The organism is Paenibacillus sp. A3, from assembly GCF_001399685.1.
In the GTDB taxonomy this organism is placed as follows: domain Bacteria; phylum Bacillota; class Bacilli; order Paenibacillales; family NBRC-103111; genus Paenibacillus_G.
Genome location: NZ_JTHN01000143.1, coordinates 1 through 25,585, shown reverse-complemented (window position 1 = coordinate 25,585; position 25,585 = coordinate 1). Strand labels below are relative to the sequence as shown.

Sequence of the window (25,585 nt, the reverse complement as noted above, 5' to 3'; positions counted from 1 at the left end):
GGTAGATAGGGGGTCCCCGGAAAGTAATCGGAATAAGCTTCCAAGTGCTACTTCACTTTCCGGGGGAGGGCAGCGGCTGGAGGGATATACCCCACCGGCGTATGCGGAGAGTTCTATACGCGAAGCGAGTTTCTCAACAGGCTAAAACCTTACCGGGAGGACATGTCCATGAAAGAGAAATATGTGTTCCGTTAAGTCCGAGGTCCCCCGCCGCATCCTATTCGCCATCTTTTAAAACTTTAGCTTGGGAGGACGAATATGGATATTTTGATCAGAGAACTGACGGCTGGGGACGGAGAGCGATGGATGGACCTCGACGGAAGCTTTATCGTGGATTCTACCCTTGTCCTGACATTAGCAGGACAGCGGATCGGCTATACGGTGAAAGAGATACCCGCGTATAAGAAAAGCTACGCCGACGAACCGTTGGAAGACGACACGGAGGCGGATTATTCGGACTACATCGGCAACCCGGATCAAATCGTCTATTTGGCGTTCGCAGACGGTCAAGTCGCGGGGCATATGATTTTGAAACGATACTGGAACAAGTATACCTATATCGAAGATATCAAAGTCGACGCCCGCTACAGAGGATACGGCATCGGCCGCAAGCTGATCGAGCAGGCGAAGCGCTGGGCGAAGGACGGCGGCATGCCGGGAGTCATGCTGGAAACGCAAAGCAACAACGTCCGCGCATGCAAGTTCTACGAAAGCTGCGGTTTCGTCATCGGAGGGTTCGATTCTTACGTCTACAAAGGCATCGATAAACAAAGCGATGAAATCGCGATCTACTGGTATCTGATGTTTGAATAAGGCGCTTAGCGCCGGTTTACGAAGAGGGTAAAGAATGCAAGGGAGGAGGGGAAGGTTTGGGCAGAACAAGCACGCTCCCCCTTGCAGGGTCTATCCTCTTTTTTGTTGTTATGCAGCAATTATCCGCTTATTTCATTTAATTCTTTGCTCAAATGGTTGAGTGTCGCCGTCCGTTCCTGCGCCTCTTGCCGGTCAAACAAGAGCTGCTCCATAAATTCCGAGATATCCTCCAATTTGCGTCTGTACCGATAAAATTGCAGCACTTCAGGATTGATTGCAAAATCGTTATGTACCTGCCGATAGATGTTGGCAAAATCGTCATAATAAGGCTCGTCAACCAGGAACATCAGATCGGCTTCGACAGGAGCCAATTTCAGCCCTTCCCAGTCAATCAGCATCAGCTGCCGACCGGCTTGCATCAGATTCCAAGGGTGAAGATCGGTATGGCACAGGGCCATTCTTAAATTTCTGCTCCTCAAATCGGCAGACAGCTTCTCGACGGTATCTATCAGTCCATTCATTTGTTTCAGGTGAGGGGTTATCAATTCCCTTACGTCAGGAGGAAGCTCTTGAACTTTCCGTCCCAACATATTCCTCATCTGCGGCAAAAACGGAACAGTAAAGTCTTCCTTCAACGCCTTCGTTTCCACCGGGGTTTCTTCCCCGTACAAATGAAGCTCCGCGATCATGTTCGAGAGCTCGCCAACCTGCCCCTCGGTTAAAGCTTTCTCGCCAATCGTTTCTCCTTCGATATATTCATACAGCAAATAAATTCCTTCGTCATCTTCACATTTGTAAGCTCCGGTATTGGTTGGCACGGGTACGGGAAGCTTGCCTTTCAAGCCGCTGTGCTGCATAAGCCATACCGTGATGGGCACATATTTGTCAATGAGCGCCGTCCATTTCGGCGTCGACGCCCGGTTTTTTTCGTAGACCTTCAAGAAGAAGACATCCTTGCCGCTGCATACTTTAAAGGCAAGTGCCGCCCAGCCGCCCCGTTGTGGTAAAATACTGGTAAGCTCCAGATCGTAGTGTTCTTTCAAAATGATTGGGATCTTGTCCATAAGCTCCTCCTGCAAGAAATTGTAGCTTTATTATAAAACATGACAAGGGGCAGGGTCCAAATCCGATGCACGACCTTTACAAAATGATGCATTAAGTTTACAAAACAAGTTGACAAAAAAGAAGGGGAATCATACAATTTTAAAGGAATAGACTAAAAAATGGTTCGTACTACGGGGAAGAAAGAGAGATCCGATGAAAAAACAAAAAGTAACTACCCACGATATATCCAAGCTCCTCGGCATATCGCGAAATACGGTGTCCAAGGCGCTCAACAATCATGCAAGCGTTTCCGAGCAGACGAAGCAGAAGGTGCGCGAAGCGGCTGCCAGTCTCGGCTACAAATCCGTGGATGCAACGGCAGCGGAGGAGACGGAGGCAGCAAACGCGACGGTCAGAGGCGGCATCGCTTTCATCACGAACATATTTACCCCTGCCAACAACGGCTTCTGGATGGGAGTCATCAAGGGGATCGAGGAGATCACGGCCAAGAACGGCTACGAGCTGCTGTTTGATTTCATCAAACCGGACGAGCTTGCCAAGCTTTCGCTGCCTTCGTGCGTTGTAAACCGGTCGGTGAACGGCTTGATCGTCAGCGGCTATCTCAGCAAGGAATATACCGATCTTCTGGCCTCCGTGGATTTGCCTAAAGTATTTCTCGATGCCCGCCCGGACCTTTCGTTCTCTGCTCTGTATGCCGATATTTTACTGGTGGAAAACGAGGACAGCGTATACGATATGACGACGCATCTAATCGGACGGGGGCACCGCCATCTGGGCTTCGTAGGCGATGTCACCAGCTGCCGTTCGTTTATGGAGCGGTGGCTCGGTTTTAAACGGGCGGTGCTTGACGCGGGCTTGACTCTGGAGCCGGACTACTGCGCCACCGGTCCCAATCCGTCGCAGTACCATCATTACGACGATATCGAAAACGTATTCCAACGCCTCGAAGCGTTTCCGACGGCTTTCGTTTGCGCGAACGATACGATCGCCATCCGCGTCATTCAATATTTGCGAAACAAGGGCTTTCAGGTGCCGGAGCAAATCGCCGTGACCGGGTTCGATCATTCCGAGCATGCCGATTTTGTCACGCCTGCGCTGACCACCGTGCACTATGACGAGAAGGATTGGGGCCGCCGCGCGGCCGAAGAGCTGCTGTGGCGCATGAACAACCCTGCGCGGCCTTACGAATTAGTCCGTCTGGGCACGAAAGTGATCTATAACGATTCAACCTCAACGGTACCGACATCCTTGCCGGTTGCGGCAGCCTCGAGCGTTTCCCCTTAACTCAATGTGATTTTGCACACTGTAATATTACAAAACGCAACGATGTAAATGATAATGTAAAATTTTTGTTTACAATGTTGCGTTTTTTGTTTATGATGAACCTAGTAGGTTTGTAAGGGTTTACATTCTCTTCTTACAGGAGGTCATCCATTTGAAAAAGTTAAAGGCTATTGTTCCTGTAGCATTCCTTACCGCAAGTCTCGTTGCCTGCCAGAACGGCGGAAATAACGGGGCGGCGAGCTCGGCCGACGGCAGCGGGCAGTCCAAGCCGTCAGACGCATCGCTTAATCTTTCGATGGCTTTGATGGGCGGCGCGAAAACGCCGAATTCCTGGACGGAAAAAGCGTTGGAAGAGGATCTGACGAAGGCGCTGGGAAAACCGGTTGCACTTGAGAGCGTTTTCCTGCCGGGATGGGAAGATGCGCAGACGAAAATCAATTTGAACATGAGCGACAAAAGCACCATGCCCGACATTCAGTGGTGGTACGGCATGGATAAGGAATACACGAACTGGGTGAAATCCGGCGCGCTCGTCGACCTCGTTCCTTACCTCCAGAAGCACGGGAAAACGATTTTGAATTACTATTCTCCGGAAACGATGTTCTACTCCTATGAAAAAGGAAAGATGTACCGCCTGCCGGGAGACGTAGCGGAAGCGACCTCCATGACAACGATCATCCGCAAGGACTGGCTCGATAAGCTCGGGCTGAAGGTGCCGACGACGGTGGATGAATACATCGAAGTTTTGAGAGCGTTTACCAAGCGAGATCCCGACGGTAACGGCAAGGACGACACGTACGGCTTGTCCGGCCCGGGGATCGCAGGCTCGGCGGAATATCGCACATTCGCGCCGATTTTCTTCGCGTACAAGTCGATTCCGAACGAATTCATGGTGCAGGCCGACGGAACGGTCAAATACGGCGCGGTACTTCCGCAGACGAAAGAAGCTTTGAAGGTTTTGCAGAGCATGTATAAGGAAGGGCTCATTGATCCGCGGACGATCAGCAATACGGACGCCAATAAGTTCGAGGAAATCGCCGCAAGCGGCAAAGTCGGCTCCTTCTACCGCTGGATCGCTTATTTCAACCCGTCCAGCACGCTGTACAAATCGTTCAAAGCGAACAATCCCTCGGGCGAGCTGCTCGCGATTCCGCCGGTCAAAGGCCCGGACGGCTTCAGCTCGGATTATCCCGAAGCGGTCGGAGGCTGGTGCTTCATCGGCGTGACCAGCAAGACCAAAGATCCCGCAGGCGCGGTTCAAGCGCTGAACCGGATCGCTTCTCCCGAAACGTTCAAGCTGGTCAGCTTCGGCAAGGAAGGCGAGCATTACAAGATAGAGAATGGCCAGTTCCAATCGCTCCTGACGCCGGACGAACAGAACAAGCTCGGCATCGGCAACTACACCTGGTATTTGAGCCGCAAGGACGAAGCGAACATTTCCAACATTCCGCAGGTGATCGACTTGTTCAAGAAGGGCGAGGCGACGTCCAAGCCGCTGCGGGAGCTGGTGGTCCGCTTCAAAACGAACGATCGCCCGGCCTTCAAGGAGTACATCAAGGACATCGAGAAAGTGCGGGACGAAGTGTTCTACGGCATCATTTCCGGCAAGAAGAGTATCGATGAATTCGACAAGTTTGTCGACAAATATTATGCCATGGGCGGCAAAAAGGTAGAGGAAGAGGCCAACGCCCTGTACAAAGCGCAAAAGCAGGAGTATGCGGAATTTTTAACGTGGTACGACAAAGAAATTAAGCCTTACAAATAAGGGGGAAAACCTCTTGCTAAAAGATCTGGTCAGGGACAAGTACTTATATTTGCTGCTGCTGCCCGGTATGCTGTTCATCGTCGTGTTCAAATATATCCCGATGTACGGCTTGGTCATCGCTTTTCAGGAATACAACATATTGCAGGGCGTCGGAGGCAGTGACTGGGTCGGGTTTTACCAGTTCGAAAAGCTGTTCACGATGCTGGACTTCACGAACGTGTTCAAGAACACGCTGATCATCAGCACGCTGAAGCTGATCTGGGGCTTCCCGGCGCCGATCGTGCTGGCTCTTTTGTTAAACGAGGTCAAGCAGCTCGTGTTTCAGAGGTTCGTGCAAACCGTCGTTTATTTGCCTCACTTTATTTCGTGGGTTATTTTTTCCGGGATCATCATCATCTTTTTGAATCCGGTGGACGGGCTGGTCAATCAGGTGATGGGCTGGTTCGGGGGCGAGCCGGTCGACTTCCTGATCGAAAAATCGTATTTCCGCTCCATTCTGGTCGCTACCGATATTTACAAGGAGGTCGGCTGGGGCACGATCATATATTTGGCCGCCATTTCGGGAATCAACCCGCAGCTGTACGAAGCCGCCATTGTAGACGGGGCAGGCCGGTTCAGGCAAATGTGGAACATCACACTTCCGTCGATCCGCCACGTGATCGTCATCCTGTTTATTTTGAGCCTCGGCAACATTTTGGACGCCGGATTCCTGCAGACGCTGCTGCTGTACAATCCGCTGGTCATGGATGTAGCCGATATTATCGATACCTACGTATACCGCAAAGGGATCGTGGACGCGAGCTACAGCCTGGGGGCGGCGGCCGGCGTGTTTAAGTCGGTCATTGCGCTGATCCTGGTCGCAGCTTCGAATCAATTGGCGAAAAGGTTCGGCGAGGAGGGCTTATGGTGAGGAAGCTGAAAAGAAAGCCGTCTGCCGGAAGCCGGCTGTTCCAAGCGGCCAACACGCTGTTCATGCTGGCGCTCGTCGTTATCATGCTTTACCCGTACTGGTACGTGATCATGTATTCGTTAAGCGATGCAAAGCTGGCGGGAAGCGGAGGATTGTTCCTCCTGCCCAAAGGCTTCTCGCTTGCCGCTTACGAAACGGTGCTCGGCAATGCGGCCGTGCTTTCCGGCTTCAAGGTTTCGCTCGTCGTTACGCTGACGGGCACCTTGCTCGCCACGTTCATAACGGCGGCGACTGCGTACGCGATCTCGAAATCGCGCTTGCGGGGCCGGAAGCTGTTTACGCTGATGATTTTGTTCACGATGCTGTTCCACGGCGGAATGATTCCCGGCTATTTGCTCGTCAAGGAGCTGGGCATGCTGAACTCGTATTTGGCGCTCATTCTCCCGTCGGCGATCGGGGCGTGGAACATTTTCATCATGCGCAGCTTTTTTGCCGGGATTCCGGCGGAGGTGGAGGAGTCGGCTTATATCGACGGGGCGAACGATCTGGTCATTTTTTTCCGGATTGTGCTCCCGCTCTCCAAAGCGGTGCTGGCCACGATTGCCTTGTTTATGGCTGTGATGTATTGGAACGACTTTTTTTCCACGATCCTGTATATTTCTTCCAAGGACAAATGGGCGCTGCAAGCGGTTTTGCGGGATCTGCTGACCAATACGTCGACGGCGATGCAAAGCCAGGGCATCAGCATCGCCTACCAGCAGGAAATTAGCGAATCGACGATCATAATGGCGAATATTGTGGTCGCCACGCTGCCGATCTTGATCGTATACCCGTTCGTGCAAAAATATTTCGTCAAAGGCGCGATGATCGGTTCCGTTAAAGGTTAGAAAGGAGACAGCATGGACAACGTTATCGTATTGTATGATCCGGAGTTTCCTTTTCTTGGGGAACGAATGGACGAAGCCGGGGCCAAGCAGCTATCCGACATCTTCCGCGTCGTTTCGGCGGAGCAGCTGGCGCAGGTGCTTTCGGGCATGGCAACCGGGTGCCTGGTAAATCTCCATGCCCCTTATTTCCCGAAGGAAGCTTGGGGCGCGATCCTGGATTTTCTGCAAAGGGGAGGCGGGCTTGTCAGCATGGGCGGAGCCCCGTTCCGCATTCCGGTCTACCGCGAGAACGGAGCATGGCACGCCGAAGCCGAGCAAACGGCCTATCACCGGCAGCTCCGCATCCACGAAGCGATGACGGTCGATCCCGCTCCGGTCGCGAAGCTGGCGGCCAGTGAAGATATGCCTCTGCTGCGCGGTCAGGAGCCGCTCTTTGAGATTCAGCCGACCTTCAGCCTGATTCTCCACGTGACGCGCCATGACGATCAGCCGCACGAAAGCGGCTCGGCCGGACCGATGGATGCGCATCTGTACCCGCTCTTGAAAGGCGTATCGTCCGAGGGCAGAGAGGTTTCCGCTCCCGTGGTGCTGCTGGAAAATACGAAAGGCGAGTTCACCGGAGGCCGCTGGCTGTTCGTTCACCAGCTTGCGACAGCGGCATTCTGGGAAAAGGACGGGGCTGCCGCAATTGCGAAGTGGGCGGCGTACTGCGCGCTCGGCGTGACCGAGCTGACGCTCAAAACGAACTACGCTTCGTACGAGCCGGGCGAACGGCCGAAGCTGAAGCTGCAAATGCAATGCCTTCAGCGAACGGGAGATGCGTCTACAGTCAGCCGCTCCTGGCGCTTTGCCATCGAGGTCCGTCGAGAAGGCCGGACAGCGGAAGCGGCGAGCAGTCCGACGGAGCCGTTGTGGTCAGGGGACATTCAAGCCCTCGTGTCCCGGGAGCAAAGCTTCGCGGAGCTGCTGCTGCCGCTTTCCATCGAGCCGGGGCTGTATGATATGGTCTGCAGAGCGGAGTCCGACCTTGGCGAGGTCCGCGTGCTGCGGCAGGGCTTCTGGGGAACGGACGAAGAGCTGCTTCGCGCAGGCAGTCCTTTGCGCTGCGACCGGGATTACTTTTGGAAGGACGGTCGTCCGATGCCGGTGGTCGGCATGACATATATGAGCTCGGATGTGGCGCGGAAATTTCTGTTTCTGCCGAACGTGTCGGTGTGGAACCGGGATATGGCGCAGATGCGGCGGACCGGAATCAACTTCATCCGGACGGGAATCTGGACGGCGCACCGGCAGGTGATGTACGTCGACGGCCATCTCTCCGAGGAGGCGCTGCGCGCGATCGACGCTTTTATTCTTACGGCGAAAAGGCACGGGTTGGAAGTGAATTTTACGTTTTTCGCATTTGCGCCGGAGGCGTGGGAAGGGGCGAATCCGTATCTGGACCCGCGGAGCGTGGAAGCGCAGAAACGGTTTCTCGCCGGCATCGTATCGCGGCACCGGCACACGACGAACGTGCACTGGGATTTGATCAACGAGCCTTCGCTGTTCGATCCGAAGCGGGTGTTCGCCGGTCCGCGTCCGGTGCGCGACCGGGAGGAGCGTGCCGCCTATTCTGCCTGGCTGCAGAGGCGGCACGGCTCGGTGCGGCGGCTGCAGGAGTGCTGGGGCATGACGCCGGCCGAGCTGCCGTCCTTCGAAGCAGCCAGTCCGCCCGCGCCGGAAGACATCAACTTCGACGTGCACGATATGGCGAGAGGCAAAAGGGGAGCGCCTTGGCTCGATTATACCCTGTTTACGATGGAAATGCACAACGAGTGGATACGCAGCCTAAGCGGGACAATCCGTGCGCTGCATCCCGGTGCGCTCATTACGGTCGGTCAGGACGAAGCGCTTGGCGGCCAGCGTCCGTCTCCGCTGTTTTACGGCTCCGAGGTCGATTACACGTCGGTTCATTCCTGGTGGCTGAATGACGATTTGGTATGGGATGGCATTTTTACCAAAGTGGTGGAGAAGCCGAATCTGGTGCAGGAAACCGGTATCATGTATCTGGAGACGCCGGACGGGCGGGCGAAGCGGTCCGAAGCCGAGCTAAAATATTTGCTGGAGCGCAAATATGCCTATGCGTTTGCTACCGGCGCCGCAGGCGCGGTCCAATGGATCTGGAACACGAATTATTACATGAACAACATTAACGAGTCGAACATCGGCGCCCTGCGGGCCGACGGTACGGAAAAGCCGGAGGCGGATGTTTCGTACGATTTCGGCCGCTTTATGAACGGAATCCGCGACTTGTTTACCGGAAGGAAACCGGAGGAAATCGCCGTCGTCTTCCCGTATTCGAACGACTTCTCGAACCGCCGGCTCGCCTGCGAAGCGACGTCCCGGCTGACCCGGGTGCTTGCTTATGAGCTGAAATGTCCGTTTTTCGCCGTCGGGGAATACGACCTTAAGCCATTGTCCGAGCGCTGCCCGAAGCTGATCGTCGTTCCGAGCGCGCACAATTTCAGCGACCGGGCGATGGAGACTTTAGTCGAGCATATCCGTACGCGAGGCGGGACGCTGCTCTTCACGGGGCCGCTCGGGCTAGATGAATATTGGCGGCCGACCGGGCGTCTCAGCGAGCAGTTCGGTCCGTACCGGGAAGCGAACGTGTGCCGGGAAGAGCGGCTGATGATCGACGGGAACGCCCATTCCGTCTCGTTCGGGCGACGCAAAATCGCTGAGCTGTGCAAAGGAATTCCCGAAGAGGATGAGGCGTCCGGCGGTACTCGGCTGACCGACATTTTCCTAGGGATGGGACGCCTATTCTGGTGTCCGCTGCCGGTCGAATTGAACGACCGCACCGAACCGATTCGCGAGCTGTACAGACACGTCACCCAGGCGGCTGGCGTGCAGTCCGAAATGGTGTGGCGGCAGGGCGGGGAGCTTACTGGTATTTATGGACGAAAGCTTTCGTTTGCGAGAGGGGCGCTCTTCGTCTTTGTATCCGAGTACGCTCACCCTGCGGATGTGGAGATTGAGGACCCGAATAACGGCACCAAGTACCGTTTTACCATCGAAGCGGAGCGTTCGGTCTTGTTCGCTGCGGACGTGACGGGCAAGCTTATTGCTGTATATCGCGATAATGAAGTGCGAATCGAGCATGTGAACGAACAAGCGGCGTGGCTGTAAAGTCCCACTGAGGATGAGAAATGAGACTGTGTGCAAGTGACAGTCTCATTTTTTATTTGTGAGGATGTGCGGATGGCGTTGTACCCGCTACAGTCATTGAATTACAAAGTCATTTTCATTACTATGAAGAGGGAAGGAGGGGCTTGCGTTGATCGCTGCGAGTGAGATACTTTCGATCATATCAGATGGCACGTTTATCGAGCGTGTTTTCAGCAAAGATGCGGATTGGGACGACGAATTGGACGCCAGGGATGAAGCTGAATTCGCTGAAGCGTGGAGTTCCAGCTATGACAAGCTGGAAGCAATGCATCCGTCTGAAGATGCGGTGATGCGCGAAATCAGGGAGACGGTGTTCAAGCAGACGTTTCGAATCACTCAGAGCCCGGAGCTGGCAGGGTATGCATCGGACGACTTTGGCTTGATAGCCAAGGCATTCGATCACAAGATCGATATCGAATTTGTCAATAACCTGTGGGATTCCTACACGAAAGGAAGCTTTCCGAGATAAGAGAAAACGAGGGGTTCTAAAAGCCCAAATCCCGCACAAGACACGACCTTTTAAGGCACGTGTCTTTTTTATGTTAACGCGGAACAAAAATCGTCTCTTCACAACGTAACAATGTTATGTTACATTATTTTCGAGGGTGCTGATATTGGAGCGGTTATAGGATAGGAGGGAAGGTTATGATGCCGCATGGGCTGGGACAGATTTATTTGCAGAAACGAAAAGACAATCTGCCTCTCAGTGAAATCGCGAATGTGCATTTGCCCGCGGATTCGGCACAATCGTCTCTACACAAAGCGTAACCCCGCCTGTACAAAGTAAACCAATATAACGTAACAATGTTTTATTAACGAGAACTAAGGTTTTACATGAAGCAAGCAGGCGACCCGCCCGATTCGAAAGGGGGTTGCCGGAAATTACAAGGAGGCTGGACAATTTGGACAATCAACCGGGAAACGCTAAAAACCCGAGTCTTTTTCGCAATCGTTTCATGCAGACAATTCTGCTATCCAACATGCTGCTGCAGATCGGCATTTGGGTGCGTAATTTCGCGCTTCTTCTTTATGTTGCGGAGATGACGAACAACGATCCGAGTGCCATTTCGCTGATCAGCGTAGCGGAATTTGCGCCTATCTTCATATTTTCATTCATCGGGGGCACGTTTGCCGACCGCTGGCGGCCGAAACGCACGATGATCTGGTGCGATCTGCTGTCCGCAGTGTCGGTTTTCATCGTGCTTGCGACCGTTCATTACGGGTCTTGGCAGTCCGTCTATCTGGTCACCTTTATCTCGGCCATTCTTTCGCAGTTTACCCAGCCTTCGGCCGTTCGGCTGTTCAAGTTTCACGTGCCCGAAGAGCAACTGCAGCAAGGGATGGCTTTGTTCCAGACGCTGATGGCCATCTTCATGGTGCTCGGTCCTATGCTTGGCACATTCGCCTACAGCACGTTTGGCCTGGAAACGTCCATTGCGGTGATGGGGGTTGCTTTTCTGCTATCCGCGCTCATGCTGACCCGCCTGCCTAAGGATAAGGCGGAATCGCAGACGGAAGCCGTGAAGGGCCAATTCCGCGAACAATTCGTTGAAGGCTTCCGTTATGTCTGGCAAAGTCAAGTGCTGCGGATGCTCGGAGTCGCATTTATTCTGACCGGTCTTTCCATTGGCATTACGCAAACGCTCGGCCTGTTCGTCGTCACGGAGCGGCTGGGCAGCGATGAGAAATTTCTTCAATATCTTATGATGGTGTACGGTGCCGCTATGCTGATCGGCGGCGGGCTCGTATCCGTTTTTGCCAAGCGCGTCGCACCGCAGCTCCTGCTCGCTATAGGCATGCTCATCGGCGGCGTTTGTACGGTGATCGTCGGGTATTCGACAAGCATACCGGTTACGCTCGGAGTGCAGTTTTTGAACGGTCTCGTATTTCCTTGCATTCATATTGGCATCAGCACGATGATTCTGAAATGGTCGCCCGCATCCATCGTAGGAAGGGTAAATGGGGTACTGAACCCCATGTTCGTCGGGATGATGGTCATTTCGATGTCTTTCGCCGGTGCGTTAAAGGATGCATTTCCGTTAGTCTCGATTTACACCGGCGCGGGCCTGCTGCTACTTCTCGGCGCACTGGCCATGATGCCGATCATGAACAGTAAAGCGCCGGAGCATGCGCAGTCTGCATGACACTGGCGTCGATATGAATATAAATGCGCATTGACCATCATACGAAACGTATCGCTTTCCGCGAATCCTGCCCGTTGGCAGGATTTTTTTCATCTTGTGATTGCAGTCACAAACTGGCGCAGCCGAATTCGCTACACTGTAGATACAGTGAAAACAATTCTCATTTGGACCGGACTTTCGATCCGGCGAATGGATTGGGGGAAGAGATATGAAACGAAACGGAAATGTAGTGGAGCTGGATGTACGGCCATTTTTGCGGAAAAAGCTGGAGCCGTTCAAGCAGATTATGGATGCGGTGGAGGCACTGGAGTCAGACGATGTGTTCGTGCTGCATGCGATATTTAAACCTACGCCGCTGCTAGGCATCATGAAGGTGAAAGGGTACGCCAACAAGGTCGAAAGCGTAAGCGACGATCATTGGATCACTGCTTTCGCCAGAGGAGCCGGGGCTCGGGCGAAGCTGGAAGCCATGTCCCTGCAAGCCTTCATCCCTAAAGATGAGGAGGCTGGATCATGAGCGGCCATGTCACGGAATTGGATAACCGGGGGTTGGAGCCTCCGCAGCCGATGCTGCGTACGCTGAAGGCGCTGGAGGACATGGGGAATGGGGACATTCTCGTTATTCACAATGACCGGGTCCCGATGTTTTTGATCGAGGAGCTGCGGCGGCTCCAGTATTCGTATGAAGTCGATCCGCAGCCGGACGGCACCGCCAAAGTCGCTATTACGAAAAAATAGCTTTCAGAAAAAGCTTTCTGCAGGGGGTGTAAAACATGTTTCGCCTGCCGCTATTATTTATTGCCACCGGAATTGTCAGCTTTGTCTTGTTTCATGCGGGATCGCTTTTCACCGCCGGAGGCTGGGCGATCGACCATCCCCGGAGCCCCGACGGCTGGTTTCGCATCCATTTGCTGGTGCTGGATTGGGCGACGATGGTCGCGATGGGAGCGGTCTACCAGCTTATCGACGTTGTGCTTCAACGCCGCATTTACAGCCGCATGCTTGGCTATGTGCATTATGTATTTTTCACGGGAGGGACGGTCATCCTGCTGGCGGGATTTTTACAAAGCCGGGTCGAATGGATCGCTGTCGGAGCCGTCGCCGCAGTCATCGGCATTCTGCTTTTTGTCTGGAATGTCGGACGGACGCTATGGGAGGCGAAGCGCTGGAATCCGATCACTCTAAGCACCGCCTGCGCGCTGTTGTATTTGGCATTGACCGGGCTGCTCGGCTTGGCGATGGGCTTAAACTTTGCGTTCCAATTCTGGATTGACCTGCGTGAACGTTTGCTCGCCGCCCATATCTGGCTTGGGACGCTCGGCTGGTTCGGGCTGTTGATTACCGGATTCAGCTACAAAATGCTGCCGATGTTTTATTTGTCTCACGGCGCTTCCGACCGTCCCCAGTATTATATCCTCGGACTGTGGAACGCGGCTGTCCTGCTGGGCGTAGGGGCTTCTCTAGTACCGGGCTGGTCCGGGCTGGCGCTTGGGGTCATTTTGCTACTCGTCGCAGCACTGCTCGCATATGATCGGCTTATTCGAGACATTCGCAAGCACAGCCATAAAGCCTCGCCGGGGCGCGGGATCGTATGGACCTTATGGAGCACCAGAGCTTTGCTTATATTTTGCATCCTATCGTTTTGCATTGGGCTGGTGGCTCCTTCGACGCTGTGGAGCTTGTCCTGGAGCGTTATCGCCGGTTGGGTATACCTGTGGGGATGGGTGGCGGTTACGGTTCTTGGGTACATGTCGAAAATCGTCCCGTTCCTATGGTGGACGCACAAATACGGCGATCAAGCTGGGAGGCCCGGGGTACCCGTCATGTCCGACCTCCTCAGCGAGCGCAGCGTCGATGCGGGGATGTGGGTGATGGCTGCGGGGCTGCTGGTAGCTGTGGCGGGCATGGGATTCATGGAACCGCCAGCTGTCGTTACAGGCATAGCGGCGTTATCCGCCGGAGCGTTGTTCTATATCGGTGTGATTGCCAGAGTATTTACTAGATAAATGGTACTTTTGCCCAAAGAGAGGAGAGCATGTCATGACAATACAAGTAAACGAAGATACGGTTCGGCGGCAGCTGATGCTGGTGTTCGACCCGGAGCTCGGCGTAAATGTCGTAGACCTCGGTCTGATTTATGGTATTGACATCAAAGACGGACACATTGCGATCCGGATGACGTTAACCACGCCCGGCTGCCCGCTTCACGATACGATCATCGGCGGCGTGCGCCGTGCCCTGGAGGGAAAGCCCGGCGTCGCCAGCGTCAACGTGGAGGTCGTATGGGAACCGCAATGGACGCCGGACCGGATGACGGATGAAGCTAAGCGTCAACTGAGCGCTTGGTAAGAGCTGCAGGGAAGGTGGCCCGGCGGGAACGCAGAAGTGACGAAACGGAGGAATTTCAGATGGAAATCAAAAGGCTTGAGGCGCACCAACCGTTTCAAGAGGAGCGGTTTACGAAAAAAGTATTGTTCCAAGCGGACGGAACCATCATTTTTACGTTGAATTTCATGCCGGGCCAGCAGCTTCCTATACACCGGCATCCGGGAAGCCAAGTCTATGTGTTGGTCGTTCAAGGCGGCGGCACGATGATCGTAGACGACGTGGAGACGGAAGTCCGGCAGGGGGATTGTGTGCGATGCGGAGGCGAAGAGTCTTTTGCTTTTGCCAATACCGGTCAAGAGCCTGCCACATTGTATGTAAATCTGAATAACATTCCTGACGAACGTTACGCACGGGAAATATAAAGCGCTAGATACGCTGGACTTCTTCGATAAATATTTGAAAAACAAAGGCGGCAGCCTGCTTGGAGGACCGAACAGCGAATATCCGGAGGTACAATTCGCGACCCGGCTGTTTGCCCAAGAATGACGTCAAGCGCTTGAGATCGTGAAAAACGGCCACTGTTCATCAAAGGGACAGGGCCGTTTTTGCTGAAACAATTTCTTGGATGCTCTCCAAGAACAGGAGGAAAACACTATATATTCTTGAATGTATAAAATAACCCTATAACTGGGTATTCGAGGTACAACCACCATTTTTCAATGGCTGCCTGAAACACGGCAGTTGTATTTCTGCGTTTGATGTCATACAATTTGGTGGTATTGGAGGTGGTCGGAAAAACAAGGTTTGAGCGGGAGAGGCGGTCTTTTGGCCCATCCGCTTTGATGGACATGTATAGAATGGGGGCGCTTTTTTTGGAATCAAAGCAATTAGTCAGAGGACTGAAGACGCGGCATATTGAACTGATTGCGCTCGGAGGCACGATTGGCGTCGGCTTGTTCATGGGGTCGGCAAGCACGATCAAATGGGCCGGGCCTTCCGTATTGCTGGCCTATCTCTTAGCCGGGATCATTGTGTTTTTTGTCATGCGAATCATGGGAGAGATGCTGTTTCTCGAACCGGTCACCGGATCTTTTGCTACGTTCGCTCATAAATATGTCAGCCCTCTGGCCGGTTACTTGACGGCTTGGAGCTACTGGTTCTTGTGGCTAACGGTGGGCATGGCGGAAGTGACCGCCATCGGAATTTACGTTGGCTATTGGTTTCCCGACATTCCGCAATGGCTGCCGGCCTTGGCTGGCGTAGGAATCATTGCAGCGGCCAATTTAGCGGCTGTCAAATTTTACGGGGAATTTGAATTTTGGTTCGCCATGATCAAAGTCGTCGCGATCGTCGCCATGATTGTGATTGGAACGGCCATGATCTTCTTCGGTTTGGGCAACGGAGGACAGCCCATCGGCCTTTCGAATCTTTATGCGCATGGCGGTTTTTTCGCCGGAGGACTGAAAGGGTTTTTATTTGCCCTCTGCATCGTAACGGCCGCTTATCAAGGCGTTGAATTGGTTGGAATTACAGCCGGCGAAGCGGAAAACCCGAAATTCACCTTGCGCAAAGCGATCAAAAATATTGTCTGGCGCATTTTGATTTTTTACGCGGGCGCCGTCTTTGTTATCGTCACGCTTTATCCATGGAACCAGGTCGGCGAGATCGGCAGCCCCTTCGTCATGACCTTTGCCAAGGTAGGAATTGTCGCCGCTGCGGGCATCATCAATTTCGTTGTGCTCACGGCTGCGATGTCAGGCTGCAACAGCGGGATTTACAGTGCGGGAAGAATGCTGTATACGTTGGCCTCCAACGGTCAGGCGCCTAAATTTTTCGGCAAAGTATCCCGGAGCGGCGTCCCGAGGAATAGCATCGCTACCACGATTTCTTTATTGTTAGTCGGAGTTCTGTTTAATTATCTGCTTCCCGATTCCAAATTGTTCCTGTATATTTACAGTGCAAGCGTGCTTCCGGGAATGATGCCGTGGTTTGCACTGGCCTTCAGTCAATTTAAGTTCAGAAACAAATGGAAGGATAGCTTGAAAGATCATCCGTTCAAATCTGTTTTCTTCCCGGTCAGCAACTACATCACGATCATTTTCTTGTTCCTGGTGCTAATCGGAATGTGGTTTAACCCCGATACTCGCGTCTCGCTGATTGTTGGAGCGTCATTCATTCTGATCGTCGTTGTGAGCTATTATGTCTTTAGCATAGGAAAACGGCAAAGAGTCGAAGCGGAGGAAGAAGCATAGAAGGCCGCTATAGCAAAATGCCGCCGAGCGAGCTCAGGTTATGTCCTGGGTCCGCTTGGCTTTTTTTATATCAAATCGGGAACATCGCAGTATTGATATATTTTCCAACTGGGGTTACCATGTTAGAAGCGTTTCTTTACGCCCAAGGCTACCTTGGCGCTGAAGGAACGGCGATTGCCACCCTCGAGGATTTTATTTGCAGGGAACAGCGATGAAAGCTTGATGGGACACGGCTCCGAGCGCCTGCTATGGCAGCATGGACTGAACTTTTGGGAGGGAACGGGTAATGAACGAAGAAGCAAACGCAGTGGGCTGGGACGCCATTGATCGGGAAATGTCGAGGCTTTACGGGGATCAGGAGCCGAAGCATTACGGAACGCTCCTGCCCTATTCTTTGGGGGGCCAAGACCCGCTGGACGGAATCAGTGCGTATAAGGCGGACGAGCCTGCGCCGCATTGGCATTTCGTAACCTATGGCTTTACGGAGCTGTACGATAAGGAATCGGACAATCCCGACGATAGCGGCTACGGGTTTGAATTGACTTTTCGGCTGGCACGCGAGGAGGGAGAGGAAGAGCCTCCGGCTTGGGCGCTGAACCTGCTCCAAAATATGGGGAGATACGTATTTAACAGCGGCAATATTTTTAGATCGGGCGATTACTTGGATGCTAACGGCCCGATTTGCCTGGGTGCCGACACGCTGCTGACCGCCTTGGCCTTCGTGGAGGACCCGGAGCTTCCGGCCATCGATACGCCGAACGGGCGGGTGGAATTTGTGCAGATGGTCGGCATCACGCGCGACGAGCTCGAAGCGATGCAGACGTGGAATACGCTTGGCGTACTCTCCGCTTGCTTGAATCATATGCCTCATTACATCACGGATCTGGAGCGGGCTTCGCACCTGGATATTCCTGCCATATCCGAAGCCGTGCAGAATGGAATGCGGGAGGAAGGCTCAAATACCGGCTTCTTATATGTCGATCAATTGGCTTGGGAGCTTGGGAAAAAGGGCTGGTTTAGCAAATCGCCCTCCACGCTTAAGCTGGGAGCCAAGCAGGCTGGAATCATCGGAAAGCTGCTTCAAGGGCGCATTCTGAAGGGAAAAAGTCTGACGCTGGTCGGTCCGGAGATCCGGGTCGTGTTTGAAGCGGGGGAGAAACCGGGTTACGAAGCCGGAGAGGACGAGGTCCGACTCATGCTGGATGAGGTGACGGCCGGGGAATTCAGCCGGAAATTGCTGCCCAAAGAAAGCGTAATTGAACTCTCTGCTTTACCGGGAATCGCCATTCAAATTGTAAAAACACAAATTAAGGATAACGAAGGGAACGTCGTCGAGGTTATCGGTTAAAGCTGCCTGCTCCTGGCGGCTGCATGATCGAAACGGCGAAGCGCAAACCGCCAGCAGGACAATCGTCCTGCCGGCGGTTTCTTTTTTTGCCGATAGCAGAGCATCCTGACATAAAGTTGTCAGGGAGGGTCGTTTAAGATAGAGATGCAGCCGATCGAATGGAGGGGGGGAGTGCAATGCAAGAGTATATCGTGATAAAGGGCGCGAGGGAAAACAATTTAAAAAATGTGTCGTTCGGGGTAACCGGTACTTATTTGCGCGAATCGTTTGGGAAGGGAGGAGGTTCGTTTGAGGCTGGACCGGCTATTTTCGATTACGATGATGCTGTTGAACCGCAAAAGAATAAGCGCAACGGATTTGGCCGCCCGGTTTGAGGTATCGCTCCGAACGATCTACAGAGACATGGAAACGATCAACCGGGCGGGCATTCCCGTCGTCTCTTTTTCCGGTTCGGACGGCGGGTACGAGATTATGCAGAGTTACCGTCTGGACAGACAATACTTGTCGCTCGAGGATTTGTACTCGATCTACAGTGCCTTGCGGGGGATGCAGTCCGCAACCGGCGATACCGGCATGGCGGAGCTTCTGGACCGGATCGGCGCCTTGATCTCGGATAAGCTGCATGATCTCGATACGAGCGGGATGCTTCTTGACTTTGCCCCGGCATCCGGTTCAAAGGGACACCTTCGTACGCTCCATCTCGCGATCAAGGAACTCCGATTAGTCGAGCTGGACTATATGGATATTCACGGCGCGGAAACGCAGCGCATGGTCGAGCCGATGGGACTGTATTTGAAAAGCAATGCCTGGTACCTGTGGGGGTATTGCCGGGTTCGTTTCGCTTTGCGGGTGTTTCGGCTTTCCCGTATGAACCGGGTGCGGGTCATGTCCGAAACGTTTAGCCGCCGCGGGCTATCGATAGAGGATATCGACGCCGACCGCGCCCGCAGCGGTACGCCGCCATGCATCCGTGTACGCCTCCGTTTTCAAGCCGCGGTAAAAACGAGGGTAAGGGACGAATTTTTGCCGGATCAGCTTATGAGCGGTCCGGACGGAACGATCTTGGCCGATGCCTGCTATTATTCGAAAGAAAGCGCGATTCAGCATCTGATGAGCTTTGGCACGAACGCAACCTTGCTGGCGCCTTCCGAATTGGTCGACGATTTTCGCAAACAGATCGCTGAGATCGCCAAGATATATTCGTAGCCGCCGCCCGTTTATCATATGCCCAAGCGCGCTGGAAAGTGTATAATAAACTGGTAGAAACAAACACTAAAACGGCAGCTTTGTATTTATTTTGAACGGTAAAAAGGAGATCCGATGACTGAGAATAAACCAATCACAGATCCAGGATGGAATTTCGACAACAGCTATGCCCGTCTGCCGGAAACGTTTTTTTCCAGGCTCGACCCAACCCCTGTCCGCTCGCCGAAGCTGATCGTTCTGAATGACCGGTTAGCGGCGTCCCTGGGGTTGAACGCCGAGGCGCTGCGAGGCAGCGAAGGCGTAGCGGTGTTTGCCGGGAACCGTATTCCCGAAGGGGCTGCGCCTCTTGCCCAGGCATACGCAGGCCATCAATTCGGGCATTTCACCATGCTGGGGGACGGTCGGGCATTGCTGCTTGGCGAACAGATCACCCCCGACAAGACGCGGGTAGATATTCAGCTTAAGGGATCGGGCAGAACCCCGTATTCCCGCGGAGGCGACGGCCGGGCGGCGCTTGGACCGATGCTGCGCGAATACATCATCAGCGAAGCGATGCATGCGCTCGGCATTCCGACCACCCGCAGCTTGGCGGTGGTGACGACCGGCGAGGAAATCATCCGCGAAACCGAGCTGCCCGGAGCGGTTCTGACCCGTGTGGCCGCCAGTCATGTGCGCGTCGGGACTTTCCAATACGCTGCCAATTGGGGCACGGTCGAGGAGCTCCGGACTTTGGCGGATTACACCATCCAAAGGCATTATCCGGACGCCGACGCGGCGGAGAACCGCTATCTTGCCCTGCTTCGGGAAGTGATCCAGCGGCAGGCTGCGCTGATTGCCAAGTGGCAGCTCGTCGGCTTTATTCACGGGGTGATGAATACCGACAACATGGCCCTGAGCGGAGAGACCATCGATTACGGTCCTTGCGCTTTCATGGATGCCTACGATCCGGCAACGGTATTCAGCTCCATTGACGTTCATGGCCGCTATGCCTATGGCAATCAGCCGTCGATTGCCGCGTGGAATCTCGCGAGATTGGCCGAAGCCTTATTGCCGCTGCTGCATGACGACGAGGATCAGGCTATCCAGCTGGCGGAGGATGCTATTTCCGGTTTTGTTGATCTGTTTGCCGGTCATTGGCTGGCGGGAATGAGGGCGAAGCTGGGCCTCTTTAACGAAGAGCCGGAGGACGAAGCCCTGATTAAGGACCTCCTCGTCATGATGCAGAAGCATCGGGCGGACTATACGAATACGTTCCGAGCTTTGACGTTTGATAAGCACGAGGAGTTGGCGTTCAACGGAACGACGGAATTCGCCCAATGGCATGAGCTGTGGCAGGCAAGACGGGCCAGGCAGCAAGAGCCGCAGGCTTCCTCGCAGCAGTTGATGCGCAGCAGCAATCCTGCGCTCATCCCGCGGAACCACCGGGTAGAAGAAGCGCTGGACGCCGCGGTGAAGCAGGGGGATTATAGCGTAATGGAGCGGCTTGTGCAGGCTCTTTCGAATCCCTATGCGCATTCCCCCGAGCAGGCGGAATACTGCACGCTGCCCGATCCATCCAACCGTCCTTACCGCACCTTTTGCGGCACGTGATCGTGTAAGGTTCTTGACAATACGTTCCAATTTAGGTATAACTACTTTTAATATCGTGCCACAAATTGAATAAGCCAACATAAATGAACGGGACAGTAGTTCAGGACGAACAGTCGCAGCGAGCCGGAGGTGGTGGAAGCCGGTACGTTGGTCTTGGATGAAGCGGACCCGGGATATGATTTGCCGAACCGGACTCGTCAAGCAGGCTTCAAGCCTTCGTGACGACACGCAGTAGGCAGATCCGGTCAAGGACCGTTACACGATTAAGCGGTGAATCGCCATTTTGGCGATTTGCACATAGAGTGGTACCGCGGGAAGCAATAGGCTCTCGTCTCTTTTTGGAGACGGGGGCCTTTTTATTTTATCCATCTGGAGGTTGGGAAAATGATTCATAAGCAGCTTCATCAAGCGCTTGAAGACATTGCAGAGCAGCTTCTTCAGGAAGCAGGGCATGCCGTACCGGAAGAACTGGCGATCGTGATTGAACATCCGGCAAACGACCGGCACGGGGAGTACAGCACGAATCTGGCCATGAAGCTGGTGCGGGTGCTCAAGAAGAACCCTTTAACAATCGCTAACGAGATCAAAGCGAGGCTGGCAGATCATCCGCGCCTTGCGGGATGGTTCGAACGTATTGAGGTCGCGGCGCCGGGTTTTGTGAACTTGTTTATTCACTGGGAGAACTGGATCGCCAATACGCATCGCCAGGATGCCTTCCAGCCGGAAAATGAGCTAAAAAAAGTATTGATCGAGCATACGTCGATTAATCCGAATAAATCGGCGCATATCGGACATTTGCGTAATTCGTGCATTGGCGATACTTTGGCAAGGATGCTTAAGCGGGTGGGCCATCAGGTCGAGGTTCACAATTACATCGACGATTTGGGCAACCAACTGGCCGATACGGTTGTCGGAATATTGCGGACTTCGGTACAGCAGCAGCATTCCCGGTTTGGCGATTTTTGCTGGGACGTCTACGCGGAAATCAACCGGAAGTACCGCGAACAGCCCGAGCTGGAGCAGGAACGGGCGAACGTATTGCATCATCTGGAATTGGGACATAACAATATCGCCTGGCTCGGTACGCTGGTAGCGGAGCAAATCGTCAGGGAGCATCTGGAGGATATGCGGCAGTTTGGAATTGACTACGATGTGCTGGTATGGGAGAGCAGCATTGTTCGTGAAGGCTTCTGGCAGGAGACGTTTGAGAGGCTGCAAAAAACCGATCTGTTCCGGCAAGAAAGCGAAGGCAAGCTGGCCGGCTGTTGGGTGCTTAAGCAGACGGCGGAGGAGGCCGATCCAGCCGGACAGACGGAATTTCAAAGCGACAAGGTGCTGGTGCGTTCCAACGGCATACTGACGTATACGGCCAAAGATATTGCCTATCACCTGTGGAAGTTCGGTTTGCTCGATAAACAATTCCGCTATCAATCCTTCGGCGATGGGGTATGGTCCACGCATGCGCAAGGAGTGGAGCAAGACATTGGGCGAGCGGATATGTTGATCAACGTGATCGATCATCGTCAAGAATACCCGCAGCAGATGGTGAAGCAGGCTTTGCAGGCATTGGGATACGATAAGCAAGCTGCTCAACTGCATCATGTCAGCTATGGGGTAGTATCACTGAGCCGGGCGACGGCCGAAAGTCTTGGCGTCGACACGACTGACGGCAGGTCATCGTACCCGATGTCCGGGAGACAGGGGATCGGCATCAAAGTAGCGGATCTTGTCGCACACATGGAAGCCGTTATCGAAGCAAAGCGCTCGCAGCACGAGGGTTTGGACAGCCGTTCGATCGCAGCGGCAGCGATCCGGTACTATTTGCTTAAATTCCATCTGCAGACGGAAGTGGTGTTTGATTTAGAGCAGGCAACGGAGGTGTCCGGCAATACCGGCGTATATTTAATGTACTCTTATGCTAGGGCATGCAGCATTTTGGATAAAGGCCGCTCCCTGGCGGACACCGCGATGAGCGACATCTCTGCGATAGCGGCATTTCCGGCCGCGGAGGGGCTTGCGCCGCAGGAATATGCGGTTCTCAAGCAGCTCGCTTACTGGCCGGAGACATTGGAGGAAGTCGTTGCTGGCTTGGCGCCAAATGTGCTTTGTACGTACTTGTATGAGCTGGCGTCCCTTTTCAACCATTTCTATGCGACGTGCGAGATTCTCAAGGCGGACGAAGGGACACGGCCGTTCCGTCTGTGGCTGGTCGGACGGTATCGCGATACGATGCACGACGGGCTATCCATCCTCGGCTTGCCTGCCCCGAACCGGATGTAGACATCGATACGTGATAGAGTCGTACAAATGTTCCCGGTAATTCACATACATTTTGACTTCCACAAATAAAATTAAATATAATTAATTATACCTAAACATAATTAATTATAACTAATTCCATGTTATGGTGCGGATAATCACATTAAATAAATCTATTTAGTATTAATATGTATGATGTGATTCGTACCAACAATGGAGTTGAAAGGGATGTGGATGGAATGGCCGGGATCATCAATTGGGAAAAGATGCTTGAACTCGCTTATGGCAAGACAACAAATGACAGGGACGTAGATCCGGCTAAGTTTTGGGATCCGTTCGGCTATATGTATGACAAGATGTCCAGAATGGAAAAAAGTTATACGAAACATCAAGTGGACGCTATGATTCTGGACCCCCGTGACCGTGTTCTGGATGTAGGCTGCGGGACAGGAAGATTGTGTGTGCCGATTTCCAAAAAAGTGAACAGCGTTACCGCCATCGATGCATCTCCGAACATGTTAAGTTATGCGAAAAAATACGCCGAAGAAGAGCAGGCGGATAATATTCATTTTCATCTGTTGGATTGGAATAACGAAAGTGAAATCAACAAATTAGAACAGCATGATGTCGTTTTTGCATCACGCACCGTTGCGCTAAAAGACATAAAAAGACTAAATAAGCTTGCCAAAAAATATGTTTTTCTTTTGAGTTTTTCCAACGGGCCGTCCTTAAGATCGATACAATTGGACTTATTTCGTGGAGTAAGAGGGAATGTACAGCTTGACTTCAAAGAAAACCGCCAGCTCGGGTATAACATTCGGTTTAATATGCTGTACGACTTGGGGATTGATCCGAGCGTCGTCATTGTGAAAGACGGGTTTGAAAAAAACTTTCGGAATAAAGAAGAAGCCTATGATGATTTAAGAACTTTAGGAACGGTGGACGAGGATCAAGAAGATTTATTCAGGCAAAATGTAGACAAGTATTTGATCGAAGGCAAGGACGGTTCCGTTCGGTTTTTAAGAGAAACCTCCACTTATGTCATGTGGTGGAAGCCTGAAGACGTGGATTTTACATACGAAGGAGTCTAACGATGAGAAAAGGAAAGATGAACATCATGTTATGGATACTTGCCATGACGATCGTTGTAGCGGGATGCGCAAAATCAACGGCAACGAACCATGCGGACGCTGAAGTTAAGGTGGAGGAATCGAAACGTGATGCGAATGCAATGACAACCAAAAAAGTCGTCAGCATGTCGGGGAAAGAAGTCGAACTGCCGGGCAAAATAACAAGGGTCGTTAATACCTGGCCGTCGTCTGCAACCATGATGATTTTCTTAGGAGCCGGCGATAAATTAGTAGGCGTACATAAATATGTGAAAACATTGCCCTTTAATAAGCTTATTTATCCGAAGCTGGAGCAAATTCCAACAGCAGAAGAGAATCCCGAGGAACTGCTGAAACTGGACCCCGAAGTGATCATAACCGCCAGCGACGAGAATATAAAAAACTACACCCAAGTGGGATTAAAGGGTGTAAATCTAATGTTCAACAATTATAAAACAATGAAACAATCCGTTTCCGCTCTAGGAGATATTTTAGGCGATGATTACAAAAGTAAAACAGATAAATTGGTCGCCTACATTGATGGAAATCTAAACAAGGTTCAAGACACGTTCAAAAACTTGCGGGAAGAAGATAAACCGGTAGTGTATTATGCGGTCGATAATATGTACTCCACTACAGGCGCCGGAACCATTATGGAAGAATGGGTCAAATACGGCGGTGGGAAATATGCAACCTCCGATTTGGGGAAAGGCATGCGGGTGACCGTGACCCCGGAAGATATTTTAAAGAAAAATCCCGACATCATCGTCGTTAGTGGCGGAGAAGGGAGCAAGAAGGTTGTACAGAGCTTCAAAACAACTCCGGAGTGGAGTGAAATTAAAGCGGTAAAAAACAATAAAATATTCGTAATACCATCCGGATGTTTTGCTTGGGACCGCTTTGGGGCGGAAAGTGCCTTACAAATTTTGTGGGCGGCGGCGACGTTCCATCCCGATTTGTTCGTGATGGATATGAAAGAGGAAACGAGAAAGTTTTATAAGGAATATTCGAATTTCGACATGACCGATCAGCAGCTGGAGCAGCTGCTAAAAGGAGAAGTTGTTAAATAAACAACCGGGTGAGCAGAAGATGGAAGAAATAAAGCAAAAGGCTGGGTTATTCCACAAGATTAGAGGGTATATGTTTTTTTTAATGCTATGGCTCCTGCTGTTCGTCCTTTCGATCGCAGCGCTTTGCTTAGGACGATATGGTATTCCGATTTCAGATGTCTTGGATGTTTTATCGTCGAAGCTGCTTGGGAAGCCGTCAAATGTGAATCAAACCATTGAAAATATTATTTTGAATTTAAGATTGCCCAGGATCATCGCTTCCATTATGATCGGGGGTTCGCTGGCATTGGCCGGGGCCGCTTACCAAGGGATTTTTAGAAATCCTTTGGTTTCCCCGGATATTTT

23 protein-coding genes and 1 other annotated feature are annotated in these 25,585 nt (G+C 52.6%); of the genes, 22 read left to right on the top strand and 1 reads right to left on the bottom strand.

Annotated elements, in window-relative coordinates; genetic code table 11:
- Positions 1-258 precede the first annotated feature (258 nt).
- Positions 259-813 carry a GNAT family N-acetyltransferase gene (locus QJ48_RS21810; RefSeq protein ID WP_054975608.1) on the top strand — a complete coding sequence of 185 codons (555 nt, stop codon included), beginning with the start codon at positions 259-261 and terminating at the stop codon, positions 811-813.
- A gap of 119 nt (positions 814-932) precedes the next feature.
- On the opposite strand, the gene QJ48_RS21805 is transcribed toward QJ48_RS21810, so the two are convergent.
- Positions 933-1,877, bottom strand: coding sequence for an aminoglycoside phosphotransferase family protein (locus QJ48_RS21805; protein WP_054975607.1), 945 nt, complete (start codon positions 1,875-1,877; stop codon positions 933-935).
- 193 nt (positions 1,878-2,070) lie between these two features.
- On the opposite strand from QJ48_RS21805, the gene QJ48_RS21800 reads away from it, so the two are divergent.
- The 21 genes from QJ48_RS21800 to QJ48_RS21700 form a co-directional block, all read left to right on the top strand.
- Positions 2,071-3,162, top strand: coding sequence for a LacI family DNA-binding transcriptional regulator (locus QJ48_RS21800; RefSeq protein WP_054975606.1), 1,092 nt, complete (start codon positions 2,071-2,073; stop codon positions 3,160-3,162).
- A gap of 151 nt (positions 3,163-3,313) precedes the next feature.
- Entirely contained in the window at positions 3,314-4,927 is a 1,614-nt protein-coding gene (locus tag QJ48_RS21795) for an extracellular solute-binding protein (RefSeq protein WP_054975605.1), read from the top strand.
- Between the two features lie 13 nt (positions 4,928-4,940).
- Entirely contained in the window at positions 4,941-5,837 is an 897-nt protein-coding gene (locus tag QJ48_RS21790) for a sugar ABC transporter permease (protein ID WP_054975604.1), read from the top strand.
- A complete protein-coding gene (locus tag QJ48_RS21785; RefSeq protein ID WP_054975603.1) occupies positions 5,831-6,724 on the top strand; it encodes a carbohydrate ABC transporter permease in 894 nt (297 codons plus the stop codon). Before QJ48_RS21790 ends, QJ48_RS21785 begins: the two co-directional genes overlap by 7 nt.
- A 12-nt stretch (positions 6,725-6,736) precedes the next feature.
- A complete protein-coding gene (locus QJ48_RS21780; RefSeq protein WP_054975602.1) occupies positions 6,737-9,895 on the top strand; it encodes a beta-galactosidase in 3,159 nt (1,052 codons plus the stop codon).
- A 148-nt stretch (positions 9,896-10,043) separates the two neighbouring features.
- Positions 10,044-10,403, top strand: a complete 360-nt coding sequence (locus tag QJ48_RS21775; RefSeq protein WP_082420625.1) for a hypothetical protein — start codon at positions 10,044-10,046, stop codon at positions 10,401-10,403.
- Between the two features lie 176 nt (positions 10,404-10,579).
- A complete protein-coding gene (locus QJ48_RS39250) occupies positions 10,580-10,702 on the top strand; it encodes a hypothetical protein (protein WP_272948148.1) in 123 nt (40 codons plus the stop codon).
- Between the two features lie 125 nt (positions 10,703-10,827).
- Positions 10,828-12,078 (top strand): MFS transporter, encoded by a 1,251-nt coding sequence (locus QJ48_RS21770; protein ID WP_054975610.1) that lies wholly within the window; start codon positions 10,828-10,830, stop codon positions 12,076-12,078.
- 208 nt (positions 12,079-12,286) lie between these two features.
- Complete coding sequence (locus QJ48_RS21765) at positions 12,287-12,595, top strand: DUF2249 domain-containing protein (RefSeq protein ID WP_063858136.1); 309 nt, start codon at positions 12,287-12,289, stop codon at positions 12,593-12,595.
- A complete protein-coding gene (locus QJ48_RS21760; RefSeq protein ID WP_054975601.1) occupies positions 12,592-12,816 on the top strand; it encodes a DUF2249 domain-containing protein in 225 nt (74 codons plus the stop codon). The genes QJ48_RS21765 and QJ48_RS21760 overlap by 4 nt, the downstream gene beginning before the upstream one ends.
- Positions 12,817-12,851: 35 nt before the next feature.
- Positions 12,852-14,084, top strand: coding sequence for a hypothetical protein (locus QJ48_RS21755; protein ID WP_054975600.1), 1,233 nt, complete (start codon positions 12,852-12,854; stop codon positions 14,082-14,084).
- A 34-nt stretch (positions 14,085-14,118) separates the two neighbouring features.
- A complete protein-coding gene (locus QJ48_RS21750; protein ID WP_054975599.1) occupies positions 14,119-14,427 on the top strand; it encodes a metal-sulfur cluster assembly factor in 309 nt (102 codons plus the stop codon).
- Positions 14,428-14,486: 59 nt separating this feature from the next.
- On the top strand, positions 14,487-14,828 hold the full coding sequence (locus QJ48_RS21745; RefSeq protein WP_054975598.1) for a cupin domain-containing protein: 342 nt from the start codon (positions 14,487-14,489) through the stop codon (positions 14,826-14,828).
- A 450-nt stretch (positions 14,829-15,278) separates the two neighbouring features.
- Complete coding sequence (locus tag QJ48_RS21740; protein WP_054975609.1) at positions 15,279-16,658, top strand: amino acid permease; 1,380 nt, start codon at positions 15,279-15,281, stop codon at positions 16,656-16,658.
- A gap of 286 nt (positions 16,659-16,944) precedes the next feature.
- Positions 16,945-18,006, top strand: a complete 1,062-nt coding sequence (locus QJ48_RS21730; protein WP_054975596.1) for a suppressor of fused domain protein — start codon at positions 16,945-16,947, stop codon at positions 18,004-18,006.
- A 288-nt stretch (positions 18,007-18,294) separates the two neighbouring features.
- Positions 18,295-19,212: a YafY family protein gene (locus QJ48_RS21725; RefSeq protein ID WP_054975595.1), complete on the top strand. Its 918-nt coding sequence runs from the start codon at positions 18,295-18,297 to the stop codon at positions 19,210-19,212.
- A gap of 114 nt (positions 19,213-19,326) precedes the next feature.
- Positions 19,327-20,802 carry a YdiU family protein gene (locus QJ48_RS21720; protein WP_054975594.1) on the top strand — a complete coding sequence of 492 codons (1,476 nt, stop codon included), beginning with the start codon at positions 19,327-19,329 and terminating at the stop codon, positions 20,800-20,802.
- A 74-nt stretch (positions 20,803-20,876) separates the two neighbouring features.
- Positions 20,877-21,141 (top strand) — a binding site (T-box leader).
- Positions 21,142-21,186: 45 nt separating this feature from the next.
- Positions 21,187-23,082, top strand: a complete 1,896-nt coding sequence (locus tag QJ48_RS21715; RefSeq protein ID WP_054975593.1) for an arginine--tRNA ligase — start codon at positions 21,187-21,189, stop codon at positions 23,080-23,082.
- A 218-nt stretch (positions 23,083-23,300) separates the two neighbouring features.
- Positions 23,301-24,152: a bifunctional 2-polyprenyl-6-hydroxyphenol methylase/3-demethylubiquinol 3-O-methyltransferase UbiG gene (locus tag QJ48_RS21710; RefSeq protein ID WP_054975592.1), complete on the top strand. Its 852-nt coding sequence runs from the start codon at positions 23,301-23,303 to the stop codon at positions 24,150-24,152.
- Between the two features lie 2 nt (positions 24,153-24,154).
- Positions 24,155-25,240, top strand: a complete 1,086-nt coding sequence (locus tag QJ48_RS21705; RefSeq protein ID WP_054975591.1) for an ABC transporter substrate-binding protein — start codon at positions 24,155-24,157, stop codon at positions 25,238-25,240.
- Positions 25,230-25,585, top strand: a 356-nt coding sequence (locus tag QJ48_RS21700; RefSeq protein ID WP_202813843.1) for an iron chelate uptake ABC transporter family permease subunit, incomplete at its 3' end; no start/stop codon positions are given. The genes QJ48_RS21705 and QJ48_RS21700, both read left to right, overlap by 11 nt.

Coding starts and splice junctions, on each gene's coding strand:
- QJ48_RS21705 (WP_054975591.1), top strand. CDS start 24,155: ATGAGAAAAGGAAAGATGAACATCATGTTATGGATACTTGCCATGACG.
- QJ48_RS21710 (WP_054975592.1), top strand. CDS start 23,301: ATGGCCGGGATCATCAATTGGGAAAAGATGCTTGAACTCGCTTATGGC.
- QJ48_RS21765 (WP_063858136.1), top strand. CDS start 12,287: ATGAAACGAAACGGAAATGTAGTGGAGCTGGATGTACGGCCATTTTTG.
- QJ48_RS39250 (WP_272948148.1), top strand. CDS start 10,580: ATGATGCCGCATGGGCTGGGACAGATTTATTTGCAGAAACGAAAAGAC.
- QJ48_RS21715 (WP_054975593.1), top strand. CDS start 21,187: ATGATTCATAAGCAGCTTCATCAAGCGCTTGAAGACATTGCAGAGCAG.
- QJ48_RS21720 (WP_054975594.1), top strand. CDS start 19,327: ATGACTGAGAATAAACCAATCACAGATCCAGGATGGAATTTCGACAAC.
- QJ48_RS21810 (WP_054975608.1), top strand. CDS start 259: ATGGATATTTTGATCAGAGAACTGACGGCTGGGGACGGAGAGCGATGG.
- QJ48_RS21760 (WP_054975601.1), top strand. CDS start 12,592: ATGAGCGGCCATGTCACGGAATTGGATAACCGGGGGTTGGAGCCTCCG.
- QJ48_RS21755 (WP_054975600.1), top strand. CDS start 12,852: ATGTTTCGCCTGCCGCTATTATTTATTGCCACCGGAATTGTCAGCTTT.
- QJ48_RS21785 (WP_054975603.1), top strand. CDS start 5,831: ATGGTGAGGAAGCTGAAAAGAAAGCCGTCTGCCGGAAGCCGGCTGTTC.
- QJ48_RS21730 (WP_054975596.1), top strand. CDS start 16,945: ATGAACGAAGAAGCAAACGCAGTGGGCTGGGACGCCATTGATCGGGAA.
- QJ48_RS21800 (WP_054975606.1), top strand. CDS start 2,071: ATGAAAAAACAAAAAGTAACTACCCACGATATATCCAAGCTCCTCGGC.
- QJ48_RS21805 (WP_054975607.1), bottom strand. CDS start 1,877: ATGGACAAGATCCCAATCATTTTGAAAGAACACTACGATCTGGAGCTT.
- QJ48_RS21780 (WP_054975602.1), top strand. CDS start 6,737: ATGGACAACGTTATCGTATTGTATGATCCGGAGTTTCCTTTTCTTGGG.
- QJ48_RS21750 (WP_054975599.1), top strand. CDS start 14,119: ATGACAATACAAGTAAACGAAGATACGGTTCGGCGGCAGCTGATGCTG.
- QJ48_RS21745 (WP_054975598.1), top strand. CDS start 14,487: ATGGAAATCAAAAGGCTTGAGGCGCACCAACCGTTTCAAGAGGAGCGG.